The organism is Rhodoferax sp. GW822-FHT02A01 (assembly GCF_038784515.1).
Classification (GTDB): domain Bacteria; phylum Pseudomonadota; class Gammaproteobacteria; order Burkholderiales; family Burkholderiaceae_C; genus Allorhodoferax.
Map to the genome: position 1 here is coordinate 4,406,355 of NZ_CP152376.1, position 13,097 is coordinate 4,419,451.

The 13,097-nt window shown below is 59.2% G+C and carries 14 protein-coding genes; 7 read left to right on the forward strand and 7 right to left on the reverse strand.

Annotated features, from left to right (window positions below; translation table 11 throughout):
• The gene (locus tag AAGF34_RS20890) at positions 1-522 is read right to left on the reverse strand and encodes a DUF4124 domain-containing protein (RefSeq protein ID WP_342617634.1); all 522 of its coding nucleotides are present in this window, start codon (positions 520-522) and stop codon (positions 1-3) included.
• Positions 523-596: 74 nt separating this feature from the next.
• Between AAGF34_RS20890 and guaB the strand changes: the two genes are divergently transcribed.
• From guaB to AAGF34_RS20915, 5 genes are all read left to right on the forward strand, one after another.
• Complete coding sequence (gene guaB, locus AAGF34_RS20895; protein ID WP_342617635.1) at positions 597-2,066, forward strand: IMP dehydrogenase; 1,470 nt, start codon at positions 597-599, stop codon at positions 2,064-2,066.
• Between the two features lie 154 nt (positions 2,067-2,220).
• Positions 2,221-3,834, forward strand: coding sequence for a glutamine-hydrolyzing GMP synthase (gene guaA / locus AAGF34_RS20900; RefSeq protein WP_342617636.1), 1,614 nt, complete (start codon positions 2,221-2,223; stop codon positions 3,832-3,834).
• A gap of 18 nt (positions 3,835-3,852) precedes the next feature.
• Positions 3,853-4,896, forward strand: coding sequence for a tRNA adenosine(34) deaminase TadA (tadA, locus tag AAGF34_RS20905; protein ID WP_342617637.1), 1,044 nt, complete (start codon positions 3,853-3,855; stop codon positions 4,894-4,896).
• A gap of 22 nt (positions 4,897-4,918) precedes the next feature.
• On the forward strand, positions 4,919-5,839 hold the full coding sequence (locus tag AAGF34_RS20910) for an LD-carboxypeptidase (protein WP_342617638.1): 921 nt from the start codon (positions 4,919-4,921) through the stop codon (positions 5,837-5,839).
• A gap of 112 nt (positions 5,840-5,951) precedes the next feature.
• A complete protein-coding gene (locus AAGF34_RS20915; RefSeq protein WP_342617639.1) occupies positions 5,952-6,869 on the forward strand; it encodes an adenylate/guanylate cyclase domain-containing protein in 918 nt (305 codons plus the stop codon).
• A 65-nt stretch (positions 6,870-6,934) separates the two neighbouring features.
• Here the strand turns inward: AAGF34_RS20915 and AAGF34_RS20920 are convergent, their stop codons facing one another.
• Genes AAGF34_RS20920 through mltG form a run of 6 tightly spaced genes read right to left on the reverse strand, consistent with a single transcriptional unit; the run spans position 6,935 to position 11,331 of the window.
• Entirely contained in the window at positions 6,935-7,591 is a 657-nt protein-coding gene (locus AAGF34_RS20920) for an ankyrin repeat domain-containing protein (RefSeq protein ID WP_342617640.1), read from the reverse strand.
• Positions 7,592-7,598: 7 nt separating this feature from the next.
• Positions 7,599-8,384 carry a TatD family hydrolase gene (locus tag AAGF34_RS20925; protein WP_342617641.1) on the reverse strand — a complete coding sequence of 262 codons (786 nt, stop codon included), beginning with the start codon at positions 8,382-8,384 and terminating at the stop codon, positions 7,599-7,601.
• The gene (locus AAGF34_RS20930; protein ID WP_342617642.1) at positions 8,385-8,744 is read right to left on the reverse strand and encodes a PilZ domain-containing protein; all 360 of its coding nucleotides are present in this window, start codon (positions 8,742-8,744) and stop codon (positions 8,385-8,387) included.
• Between the two features lie 9 nt (positions 8,745-8,753).
• Positions 8,754-9,767, reverse strand: coding sequence for a DNA polymerase III subunit delta' (locus tag AAGF34_RS20935; RefSeq protein ID WP_342617643.1), 1,014 nt, complete (start codon positions 9,765-9,767; stop codon positions 8,754-8,756).
• Entirely contained in the window at positions 9,764-10,390 is a 627-nt protein-coding gene (tmk, locus tag AAGF34_RS20940; RefSeq protein WP_342617644.1) for a dTMP kinase, read from the reverse strand. The genes AAGF34_RS20935 and tmk overlap by 4 nt, the downstream gene beginning before the upstream one ends.
• Positions 10,387-11,331: an endolytic transglycosylase MltG gene (gene mltG, locus AAGF34_RS20945; protein ID WP_342621148.1), complete on the reverse strand. Its 945-nt coding sequence runs from the start codon at positions 11,329-11,331 to the stop codon at positions 10,387-10,389. Before mltG ends, tmk begins: the two co-directional genes overlap by 4 nt.
• A gap of 88 nt (positions 11,332-11,419) precedes the next feature.
• On the opposite strand from mltG, the gene AAGF34_RS20950 reads away from it, so the two are divergent.
• Positions 11,420-12,367 carry a folate-binding protein gene (locus AAGF34_RS20950; protein ID WP_342617645.1) on the forward strand — a complete coding sequence of 316 codons (948 nt, stop codon included), beginning with the start codon at positions 11,420-11,422 and terminating at the stop codon, positions 12,365-12,367.
• Positions 12,368-12,470: 103 nt separating this feature from the next.
• Entirely contained in the window at positions 12,471-13,097 is a 627-nt protein-coding gene (locus tag AAGF34_RS20955; protein WP_342617646.1) for a protein phosphatase CheZ, read from the forward strand.

Consider the following 13,097-nt stretch of genomic DNA (forward strand, 5'->3'; position numbering starts at 1 on the left):
CTAACGGCAATCGCTGTCAATGATGCTTTGAATGCGCTTGACTTCTGCGGCGCGTGCCGCGTCGTCCAGAATCTCACGCTCACCGGCTGCATTGGTCTGCGATATGCGAATGCCGGAATCAAAGTTGGCCTTGGCCTGTTTGGCACGGGCACAGTTCTCTACCTTGGCCTTGGCATTGGCTTCTTCGGCAGCCTTGCGTTTGGCGGCATCTGCTTCTGCGGCTTGCTTCTTCTTGGCTTCGAGATCCTTGTCCAGGCCCCCCGTAATCGGCAAACTGGACGCGGCGGGTGCAGGAACGGGTGCCGTGGCATTGCCAACGGCATTCGCGCCAGCATCAGTGACTGCGGCCGCTTTTGCCGCCGTGTTGGGGCGCTTCAAGATGTTCTTTTCCGGAACATCAGAGGGGGGCGCACGGTCGCTGAATACCTTGCGGCCATCCTTGTCCAGCCATTGCCACTGCGCGAGGCAACTGCCACTCAATGCAACGAAAACCAGGCCCAGAAAAACGGAATGTATTCTCATGCGCGCAGTGTAGCCGCCACACACGGAATTTGTCATCCCGAGCGCGGGTACAATCCGTCTTTTGGAGCTTTGACATGCGCCTTCTCGGCAAAGCGCTGACCTTCGACGATGTGTTGTTGGTACCAGCCTTCTCCCAGGTCCTTCCCAAGGACACTTCTCTCGCCACTCGCTTTTCCCGCAATATCGCCCTGAACCTGCCATTGGTTTCCGCCGCCATGGATACGGTGACGGAAGCGCGTCTGGCCATCGCCATCGCGCAGGAAGGCGGCATGGGCATTGTTCACAAGAACCTCACGCCAACGGAACAAGCCGCTCAGGTGGCCAAGGTCAAGCGCTATGAGTCCGGTCTGCTGCGCGACCCGGTCGTCATAACGCCAGACACCACGGTGCGCCAGGTCATGGTGTTGTCGGACCAGTTGGGCGTCTCCGGCTTCCCGGTATGCGAAGGAGGCAAGGTGGTGGGCATTGTGACGGGGCGTGACCTGCGCTTCGAGACCCGCTATGACCAGACCGTGCGCGAAATCATGACGCCCCGCGAGCGTCTGGTGACCGTTCCTGATGGAACCACACCCGAGGCCGCGAAGGCGCTGCTCAACAAGTACAAGCTGGAGCGCTTGCTGGTGGTCAACGACGCCTTTGAGCTCAAGGGCCTGATCACCGTCAAGGACATTACCAAGCAGCTCAACTTCCCCAATGCCGCACGCGATGCGACTGGCCGTCTGCGCGTAGGCGCGGCCGTCGGCGTGGGTGAGGGCACTGAGGAGCGCGTGGAACTTCTGGTCAAGGCCGGTGTGGATGCCATCGTGGTGGACACTGCGCACGGCCACAGCAAGGGCGTGATCGAACGCGTGCGCTGGGTCAAGCAGAACTATCCACACGTGGACGTGGTGGGCGGCAACATCGCCACCGGCGCTGCAGCGCTGGCCCTGGCCGAAGTGGGCGCCGATGCCGTCAAGGTCGGAATCGGCCCTGGTTCCATCTGCACCACACGTATCGTGGCAGGCGTGGGCGTGCCGCAAATCACGGCCATCGACAACGTTGCAACGGCACTCAAGGGCACTGGCGTGCCGTTGATCGCCGACGGCGGAATCCGCTACAGCGGTGATATTTCCAAGGCCATCGCAGCTGGTGCCAGCACGGTGATGATGGGCGGCATGTTTGCCGGTACGGAAGAAGCACCCGGCGAAGTCATTCTGTATCAGGGCCGTAGCTACAAGAGCTACCGCGGCATGGGCAGCATTGGCGCCATGCAGCAGGGCAGTGCGGATCGCTACTTCCAGGAGTCCAGCACCGGCAACCCCAACGCCGACAAGCTGGTGCCCGAAGGCATTGAAGGACGCGTGCCCTACAAAGGCTCCATGGTTGCCATCGTGTTCCAGATGGCCGGCGGCGTGCGTGCGAGCATGGGCTACTGTGGCTGCGCCACCATTGCCGACATGCAGGACAAGGCCGAATTTGTGGAGATCACGACCGCAGGCATCCGAGAAAGCCATGTGCACGATGTGCAGATCACCAAGGAAGCGCCTAACTACCGGGCGGAGTGATAGTCACCCCCCCGGGCTTGCCCACTGCGTGTGGCCGCTTTCCCCCTTGCAGGGGGCAACACCGGCGGGCTGGCTAAGCCAGTCCCGCGGTGTTTCTGGCTGAATGCACGTGCGCCGGCTGACTTATTTTTCTTACTGTTAGGTAACTGGCCATATGTCCAACCATCAGAAAATCCTCATTCTTGACTTCGGTTCGCAGGTCACGCAGCTGATCGCACGCCGTGTGCGCGAGGCACATGTTTTTTGCGAAGTGCATCCTTGTGATGTGACCGACGACTGGTTGCGTGCCTATGCGCGGGACGGTTCGCTCAAGGGCATCATCCTGTCGGGCAGCCATGCCAGCGTGTACGAAGAGACCACCGACAAGGCACCCAAGGCGACCTTTGAGCTGGGTATTCCGGTGCTGGGTATCTGCTACGGCATGCAGACCATGGCACACCAGTTGGGTGGGATGGTGCAAGGTGGCCACAAGCGCGAATTCGGCCATGCAGACGTGCAGGCCCACGGCCACACCGCGTTGCTCGAAGGCATTCAGGACTATGTATCTGAAGGCGAAAGCATGCTGCAAGTGTGGATGAGCCACGGGGACAAGGTGACCGAGCTGCCGCACGGCTTCAAACTGATGGCCAGTACTCCGAGTTGCCCGATTGCCGGCATGGCCGACGAAGTGCGCCGTTTCTATGGTGTGCAGTTTCACCCCGAAGTCACCCACACCAAGCGCGGAGCAGCCATTTTGGAGCGCTTCGTACTGGACATCTGCAATGTGCGTCCCGACTGGATCATGGGCGATTACATTGCCGAAGCCGTGGCCAAGATCCGTGAACAGGTGGGCGACGAGGAGGTCATTCTCGGCTTGTCCGGTGGCGTGGACTCCAGCGTGGCGGCAGCTTTGATCCACCGCGCTATTGGGGACCAGCTGACCTGCGTCTTTGTGGACCATGGCCTGTTGCGTCTGAACGAGGGCGACATGGTGATGGACATGTTCGTTGGCAAGCTGCATGCCAAGGTCGTGCGTGTGGATGCGGAAGCGCAGTTCCTGGGGCACCTGGCAGGCGTGAGCGATCCGGAGGCCAAGCGCAAGATCATTGGCCGTGAATTCGTGGAAGTATTCAAGGCCGAAGCAGCCAAGCTCAAGAATGACCAGGCGCGCCATGTGGCTTGGCTGGCGCAGGGCACCATCTACCCTGACGTGATCGAGTCCGGCGGTGCCAAGAGCAAGAAGGCGGTCACCATCAAGAGCCACCACAACGTGGGTGGCCTGCCCGAGCAATTGGGCCTGAAGCTGCTGGAGCCCCTGCGCGAGCTGTTCAAGGATGAGGTGCGTGAACTCGGTGTGGCGCTGGGTTTGCCCTACCACATGGTGTACCGCCACCCGTTCCCCGGGCCAGGCCTGGGCGTGCGTATCCTTGGCGAGATCAAGAAGGAATATGCCGACCTGCTGCGGCGCGCCGATGCCATCTTCATCGAAGAGTTGCGCAATTTCGTGGATGAAACAACTGGCAAGAGCTGGTACGACCTCACCAGCCAAGCTTTTACCGTGTTCCTTCCGGTCAAGAGCGTGGGCGTGATGGGGGACGGCCGCACCTATGACTATGTGGTGGCATTGCGCGCCGTGCAGACCAGTGACTTCATGACGGCTGATTGGGCTGAGCTGCCCTATGCGCTGCTCAAGAAAGTGTCCAGCCGCATCATCAACGAAGTGCGCGGCATCAACCGGGTCACCTACGACGTCAGCAGCAAACCGCCCGCCACCATCGAGTGGGAATAAGCCGCAGCGCCTGACACCATGACCGCGTCCCCGTCCGCGCAGCCGCAGGATACGGACTTCATGCAATTGGCGCTGCAACTGGCCGCAGAGGCTGCTGCGGCGGGTGAAGTGCCGGTGGGTGCGGTTGTGGTCAAGGATGGCGTGGTCATTGGAACGGGGCGCAACCACCCAATTCGATCGTCGGACCCCACTGCCCACGCAGAAGTCGCAGCATTGCGCGCAGCCGCAAACACCTTGGGCAATTACCGGCTGGACGATTGCACCTTGTATGTGACGCTGGAGCCATGCGCCATGTGCAGCGGGGCCATATTGCATGCGCGGATCGGCCGCGTCGTTTTTGGCGCGCCCGACAGCAAGACCGGCTGTGCCGGATCGGTGCTGAACCTGTTTGCACAAAGCCAGCTCAACCACCAGACCAGCGTGCAGGGCGGCGTCATGGCCTCCCAAGCAACATCGTTGTTGCAGGCGTTCTTTCGCGACAAGCGATCCCTGCAGCGCCAATTGGCTGAGCCCTTACGTGAGGATGCATTACGCACGCCGGACGGCCGGTTTGACGGTCTACCGTCGTATCCATGGCATCCCCATTACGTATCCGATTTGCCCTGCCTGGCGGGCTTGCGAATGCACTTCGTTGACGAGGGGCCAAGGTCGGGCGCGCGGGTTTGGTTGCTGCTCCATCCCGTACCTGGATGGAGCTATTCATTGCATGAGCTGATTGCCAAAGGAATAGGGCAGGGGCTGCGCGTGGTGGTCCCCGATCTGATCGGTTTTGGCAAGAGCGACAAACCCAAGCGTGCGGACTTTCACTCTTTCGACTTTCATGCGCAGTCATTGGTGGAGCTGGTGGAGAGGCTGGACCTGACCGGCGTTACCGCCATGGCAACTCCTTCGACACTGGCGCTGGCAAATCAACTCGCGAAACGTTTGCCGGGGCGTGTGGACGGCTGCGTTGTGCAGAGCGTGTCGGCACCAGATGTCACATCTGTTGAATACAGTGCGTGGCAGGCACCATATCCCGACGCAGGTCACCGCGCTGGCGAGCGAGCCTGGATTTCCAAGTGACGAGCTAACCGATAATGATCCGGTGAAAAAACATATCTACATCTATTCCCCTTCGGGAGCTGTGCGAGACAAGGCAGCTTTTCGCCGCGGCGTCAAACGTCTCAAGACACTGGGGCATGAAGTGGAGGTGGACTCCGATGCGTTGCGCAGCCATATGCGCTTTGCCGGCGACGATGACACGCGCGTGGCAGCCATTCAGCGTGCGGCAGACAGCGGCGCCGATGTGGCGCTGATATCGCGCGGGGGTTATGGGCTGACCCGGATTCTGGATCGCATTCCCTACAAGGCAATTTCCAAAGCGATCAAGGGTGGGACCCACTTCGTTGGCATCAGTGATTTCACTGCGCTGCAATTGGCGCTCCTTAAGAAAACCGGCGCGGTGTCATGGGCTGGGCCTGCCGTATGTGAAGGCTTTGGTGCCGATCCGCTTCCCGATGACATCATGGAAGACTGCTTTCAGGACCTTTTGCTGGGGCAAGGCGAGGGCGCTGGGTGGCGACTGCCTGCAGGGAACCGCTCGGATCAAATTGCAGAATGGGGCTGTAGCAGTGCCACGCTTTGGGGGGGCAACCTGGCGGTACTGGTCTCCCTGTTGGGAACTCCCTACTTTCCCGAGGTCAAGGGCGGTGTCCTGTTCCTGGAAGATGTGGCGGAGCCGCCGTACCGCGTGGAGCGGATGTTGACCCAGTTATTGCACAGCGGTGTGTTGGCCAGGCAGAAAGCCATCGTACTGGGGCAATTTACCGAATACAAGCTGACACCCCATGACAAAGGCTTCAATCTGCGTACAGTCACGCAGTGGTTGACGTCCCAATTGCGAATCCCTGTCCTCAGCAATCTACCTTTTGGACATGTTCCGACCAAAGTGCTGCTGCCAGTTGGGGCCAAGGTGGATTTGGTGGTGCAAGGGCGCGATGCCCTGATGGCCTGGGGCCATATATGAAGAGGAAAATTGCCCGAATCGTGATGAATGTCGGCCATACGAAGGTATTCCTTCTGCGGCCTGATTCAATGCTCTAAACTCCCAACTTAACCACGTATCGGGATAAACGGGAATGGGTGTTCCAGCCACTGTCGTATTTACGGACCTGCATGGCAGCACAGCCGTGTTCGAGGCCCTAGGCAATGCGCAGGCAACCGAAACCATTACCCAAATAACGGCCTGGATCGTGCGCCATTGTGAGCAATCCAACGGGCGCGTGGTAAAGACTCTAGGCGACGGTGTGCTGGCACTTTTCGCGGATGGTGAGAGTGCCGTGAAGGCGGTAGTTGAACTTCAGCGCGAGCACCACAAGCAGGTATTGCGCTCTCCGCATCAGGCGACTTTGCCCATTCGGATCGGGTTGGCCAGCGGTGATGTGGAAATGGTGGACAACGACTGCTATGGAGATGCAGTGAACGTCGCGTCACGGTTGTGCGACCTGTGCGGTCCCCACCAGATTTGGGCAGATTCCGCTTCGCTTCAACGGGTCAACGAGGCTCAGGGTGTGACTTTTCGCATGCTGGGCCCCATCAGCGTCCGTGGACGCGCCGAGCCCGTCAACGTTTACCAGATTGAATGGCGGGAAGAACAGGCCTCTGAATTCCTGACCATGCAGGGTGACATGGATCCCGATGCCGTAGATGGCGCGTCCGACGTACTGGGCCGTGAAATCGAGCTGAAGTGGCTGGGCCAGACCAAGCGTTTCCGGTCCTTTGAGCTTCCGGCCCACATCGGCCGTGTGCGCAACGTCGATTTCATGGTCAACGACCCCCGTGTATCACGAACCCACGCCCGACTGGAATGGAGAAACGGCAGCGTGGTGCTGGTCGATCTCAGCAGCTATGGCAGTTGGATCCGATTTGCTGGATCCAAAGGTGGTGACGTGTTGCTGCGGCGTGAGGAGTGTGTGCTGCACGGCAGTGGAGAGTTGGCCCTGGGAGCTTCGTTCGCGGATCCCACCGTGCCAACGATTCAGTTCAAGGTCACATGAGCTTCATTGTTCGTATTTATTTATTAACATAATATACATCGTATGAAGCAATCGTTACTTCACATTCACCACCCGGCCTTGCTGTTGATTGCCCGTATGGCCGCCAAAATGGCCGGCACGGTGGATGCATTCTGATTTTTTTGTGCGAACTCCAAGGCGGATAGGCCTTGTGCATTCTTCACTGTGACGTCAGCACCGGCATCCAGCAGCACTTGAACCGTATCTGCGTTGCCATACATGGCTGCCATCATCAAAGGTGTGGTTCCGTTTGGAGATTCAGCATCGATATAGGCGTAATGGTCCAGCAAAAGCCGGACGATCTCGGGATGACCGCCAGTCGCGGCATAGTGCAATGCGGTCCAGCCTGTCTTATTCACGTCGGCATCGCGATCCAGCAATTGTCGGCAGATGGCTGTCTGGCCTTTGAGCGCAGCCAGCATCAGAGGACTCTCATCTTTGTTGGAGCGGACTTCGATCAGGGTGGATGGTTGGGATATCAGCAGCTGAGCTGCGGCAAAGGAGTCTTGCCTAAGCGCTACCAGTAGCGCATATTGACCTTCGGGGTTTACCGTGTTGGGGTCAATGCCCCGCGCAAGCAGCGCCTTGAGTTCGTGGGTGTTGTCATGCGTGATCGCAACGAAGAAGTCCTCATAGGATCCGGCATGCGCGCATGAAAATACAACAAAAACATATAGATACAAGAACCTTTTAAGGTAATGCATCAAGATATCAAACGCGGAATAGGCGTGAAAAATTATCGCTGCTGGCCTTGGCAATGATTTCCACAGGCACATTTCTAACCGCAGCCAGCTGTTTCGCTACATAGGGAACATAAGACGGATTGTTGGTCTTCCCACGAAATGGCACAGGCGCCAGATAGGGGCTATCCGTCTCGATAAGCATGCGATCCAGCGGCACCATGGCGGCCACTTCCCGCAAATCGCCTGCAGTCTTGAAAGTCACGATGCCGGAAAAGGAAATGTAAAAGCCCAGGTCCAGTGCCGCCTTGGCGACTTCCATGGTTTCTGTGAAGCAATGGAATACGCCACCCGCGCAATCAGAACCACCAGTTTCACCCTCCTCCTTGAGCAATGCCAAGGTGTCATCGGAGGCACTGCGGGTATGGATGACCAGGGGCTTACGCAACTGGCGTGCAGCACGGATATGCGTGCGAAACCGCTCCCGTTGCCACTCCATGTCGACGATGCTGCGTCCATTCAGGCGGTAATAGTCCAGACCGGTTTCGCCAATGGCTATCACCTTGGGCAGTGCGCCAAGATGTAGCAGGTCCTGCAGACTGGGTTCGGCCACACCCTCGTTATCCGGGTGCACACCGGCACTGGCCCAGAAATTGTCGTATTGGGTGGCCAGTTGATGAACTTGTGGAAACTCTTCCAGCGTGGTGCAGATGCACAGGGCCCGTGTAACCTGGGCGTCCGACATGGCCTGCCGGATAGTGTCCAGCGATTCAACGAGCTCGGGAAAGGTCAGATGGCAGTGGGAATCGGTAAACACTCAAATGGTCTGCGTTGGTCGTTCGGACGCCATGTGGGCACCCAGAATCTCTTCAATCTTGAGCTTGAGCGCCCTGCTCTTCTCGTCTTTGGGGAAGGTGATTCCCACCCCCTGCGTGCGACCACCAGCAGCCCTTGCCGGCGTGACCCAGGCCACCTTGCCGGCGACCGGGTAGCGCTGCATGTCATCGGGCAGGGACAGCAGCACATAGACGTCGTCACCCAAGGCGTAATCCCGTGTGGTGGGAATGAAGATACCGCCGTCCGCAAAGGCGGGAATGTAGGCTGCGTACAGGGCAGCCCGCTCCTTAATGGAAAGCTGGATGACGCTGGGGCGGGGGGATACGGATTCAGTGGCCATGGATATTCTTCAGTGAGCTGAGTTTAGGGCCGTTCTGGCTTGTTCCACAAGCGCCTCCTGCATCAGCCCGGCATTGAATGGATGATCCATCGTGCTGCGGCTTTGTTTCAATGCCGCCGCCCAACGGGAAAGCGCAGCCAGTGACGGCGCGTGGGCCGAGTCGGGGCGTTTGAGATCAAAGAAGCGCGGCTCAGCCCCCTGAAGCACACACAAAGTGTCGTGGCAAAGCTTCTGTAGCGCGTCGACCAGGTGCTGAACAGACCAATCTTTCACAAACGCTGTTTCCCCTGCGGCCATCGCCTGCGGAAATCTTTGCCAATCTTCCGCACGACGGCCAGAAGCCTGCAAACTCAAGACGTCTTCCGGACGGCCACCAGCAGCCTTGAGCAGGCTGGAAGTCTGGGCCACGTCCACCCCTTGGCTTTGCAGCCATTGCTGTGCCACGGTGGTCTCGGGCCAGACCATGGCATGGCCCAGGCAGCGGCTGCGAATGGTTGGCAATAGCTGGTGCGAAGACTCGGTAGCCAGAACAAAGCGCACATCGCCGGCTGGCTCTTCCAGAGTCTTGAGCAAGGCATTGGCGGTAATCGCGTTCATCTGCTCTGCCGGATAAACCAGCACAACCTTTCCGCGGCCACGCGCACTGGTGCGCTGCGAGAACTCGATGGCGTCGCGCATGGCGTCGATGCGGATCTCCCGGCTGGGCTTGCGCTTCTTGTCATCAATCTCAGCCTGCGCTTTTTCACTCAATGGCCAGGCCAACTCCATCATGGTGGTCTCCGGCATGAGTACGCACAGATCGGCGTGGGTACGCACCGCAATGGCGTGGCAACTGGAACACTGGCCGCAGGCACCATGGTCGCTCGGGCTCTCGCATAACCAGGCACGGGCCAATTCCAGTGCCAGTCGGTATTGCCCTAGGCCCGAGGGACCGTGCAACAGCCAGGCGTGGCCCTGTTGGGTCAACAGTTGCCGGGTTTGCGATGCAATCCAGGGCGGGGGCAGATCGATCTGCTCGGTCATGGCAGCAGCGCCTTTATGCGCACCGAGGCAATCACCTGTTCCCAGACCGCATCAGGCGTCAGGTTGGCGTCGATACGGGCAAAGCGTTGGGGATCGGAAGCACAGCGGCGACCATAGGCGGCGGCCACTTTTTCAAAGAAAGCGCCAGATTGGGCCTCAAACTTGTCCGGCACCCGTGCGGACGCCAGCCGAGCAGCGGCCACTGCGGGTGGAAGGTCGAACCAGATGGTCAAATGGGGCTGAAGCAGCACGTCACCACCCTGCACCCATTGCTCCAGACGCTCCAGAACCCCCCAATCAAAACCGCGCCCGCCACCTTGGTAGGCAAATGTCGCATCGGTGAAGCGGTCACACAGCACCACTTCGCCACGCGCCAAGGCTGGTCGGATGACCTCGACGATGTGGTCGCGGCGGGCGGCGAATACGAGTAAGGCCTCGGTCATGGCATCCATCGGATCGTTGAGCACCATGGTTCTCAAGCGTTCAGCCAAAGGAGTTCCACCCGGCTCCCGGGTCAAGGTAACAACCTTTCCCTGGGCCTTGAAAGCTTGGGACAGCCGCTCGATGTGGGTGGACTTGCCGGCCCCGTCGATGCCTTCAAAACTGATAAAGGTTCCGCTCATTGCTGCCCGCGTTGGTATTTGTTGACTGCCCGATTGTGCTCGTCCAGTGTGGCGCTGAATTCACTGCTGCCATCTCCGCGGGCAACAAAATACAGCGCGTTGGACGTCGCCGGCTGCACTGCCGCCAACAACGCGCCGCGCCCCGGCATGGCAATCGGCGTAGGTGGCAAGCCCGTGCGGGTGTAGGTATTCCATGGCGTATCGTTTTGGAGATCCGCCTTGCGCAGGTTCCCGTCAAAGCCCTGGCCCAGGCCGTATATAACAGTGGGGTCGGTTTGCAAGCGCATGCCAATGCGCAGGCGGTTGGAGAAGACAGCGGCAATCTGGGGGCGGTCACTGGCCCTGCCAGTCTCCTTTTCCACAATGCTGGCGAGTGTCAACGCCTCCTGGGGAGACTTGAGCGGACTTTGCGCAGAGCGCTGAGCCCAGGCGGCCTCCAGCTTTTTGTCCATGGCGCGCGCGGCGCGTTGCAGCAAGGCCAAGTCCGTGCTGCCCTTGGAATAGGTATAGGTATCCGGAAAGAACCGCCCTTCTGCCGGCACCCCGGGTTTGCCGACCTGTTGCATCAGTTCGTCCGGCGTCAGGTCTGCGGTAAGGGGCTTCAGTTGGTCCGCCTTGCGAAGGGCATCCCGCACCTGGCGCAAGGTCCAGCCTTCCACCAAGGTGACACTGCGCAAGGCTTCTTCGCCGCGCACCAGCTTGCTTAGAAGGCGCTCAGGCGTGATGCCGCGGTCCAGCTCATAGCTGCCCGCCTTGATCTGGCGTGCTTGGCCGGACAGGCGGAACCACCAGTACAGAAGTGATGCATTGACGGAAACGCCAGCCTGCTGCACCTGTTGAACCACATCGCGCGGATTGGAGCCGGGTTCGATGGATAAATCCACCGAGTCAGCCGTCAGGTCCATGGAACTGTTGATCCAGACATAACCACACAGGCCCAATCCCAAAGCCGCAGCAACTAACAAAGAAAAAACAAAGCGCACGGCCCTAAACCAAGTGGGAAAACATGAGGGGAATCATAATGGACACATGAACACGACCACCCAACCGACCTCTTCTTCTGTTGACTCCGCAGCCAAGCTGAACGGCGTTGCGCAACTCAGCCATCTGGGCGTGATCCGTGTGGAGGGCGAGGATGCTGCCAAATTTCTGCATGGTCAGCTTACCCAGGACTTTTCGCTGCTGGGCCTGGACCAGGCGCGCCTGGCTGCGTTTTGCTCGGCCAAGGGACGCATGCAGGCCAGCTTCATCGGTTTCAAACGCAGTCCGACCGAGGTGCTACTGGTGTGCAGCCGCGATTTGCTGGCCACCACACTCAAACGCCTGTCCATGTTTGTGCTCAGAGCCAAGGCCAAACTGACGGATGCCAGTGACAGCTTCGCGCTGTACGGGCTGGCTGGACAGGCCACTTTGGCAGCTGGGCAGCCGGCTTGGGTCCTGACCCACAGCGCAGACGCAACCGTCGTCCAGCTGTACCCCGCGCTGGGCGTGGAGCGCCAACTCTGGATCGCCCCCAACGGAACCCAGCCACCGGCGGGTGAAGCCCTGGCGCTGGAAACCTGGATCTGGGGTGAGGTGCGCAGCGGCGTGGCAACCCTGAGCCAGCCTGTGTTTGAGGCCTTTGTGCCGCAGATGCTGAATTACGAATCCGTGGGCGGTGTGAACTTCAAGAAAGGGTGCTACCCAGGCCAGGAAGTGGTGGCCCGCAGCCAGTTCCGTGGCACGCTCAAGCGCCGTGCCATGCTGGTCCACAGCGCGACCGCCCTGGCCTCGGGTCAGGAAATCTTCCACAGCGAAGATGCCACCCAGCCGGTCGGTCTGGTGGTGCAGGCCGCCATCAGCCCGGAAGGCGGATGGGATGCCATCATTTCGTTGCAGTTGTCCGCATTGGCTTCCGGCAGCTTGCACCTGGAATCGGCCACCGGTGCTTTGCTGGAGCTCCTTCCTTTACCTTATGAGCTGATGGAAGATATTTAGGCCGTGCAAAGTCGATAAAACTGCGTGGCGTTTGCCAGTTGGGGGCTGACTTCGGTTTCATAATGTCAGCCAGCCACGTCACACATCTCAAACGGCAAAAATAATGTCAACACCTCTCTCAAAAGAAGAAGCGTTTGCCCGCCTGGGCGCCATCACCCGTGAAATGCATGAAGCGCTGACGGTACTGGGCAACAACAATCTGCAGAACATCGTCCAGGAAATACCCAACGCACGTGATCGTCTGGCCTATGTCGGCAAAATGACTGAAGACGCTGCCAACAAAGTGTTGACGCTGGTCGAAAAGGCCAAACCGGAGTGCAACGATCTTCAGACCCGTGGAATCCAGCTGGGGGAGTCCCTGACCCGCCTGGCTGCCAATCCCAATATGAATGTCGACATGGCCCGCGGCCTGATGGTGACCTGTGGCAAGTTTGCGCAAAGCACGTCCAAGTTTGCTGAACAGCAAAGCGAAGTACTCAGCGACATCATGATGGCGCAGGACTTTCAGGATCTTTCCGGTCAGGTGATCCAGAAGGTCATCGACATCATCACCAAGACCGAATTGCAATTGGTTCAATTGCTGGTCGATAGTTCACCAGAACAACCTGCGGTCCCCGAAGAAACTGAACCCGCCACGGTGGACACCCATGTCCTGCACGGCCCCCAGACAGCAGACAAAGCCTTGCAACAAACCGACGTGGACGACTTGCTGGCCTCTCTGGGCTTTTAA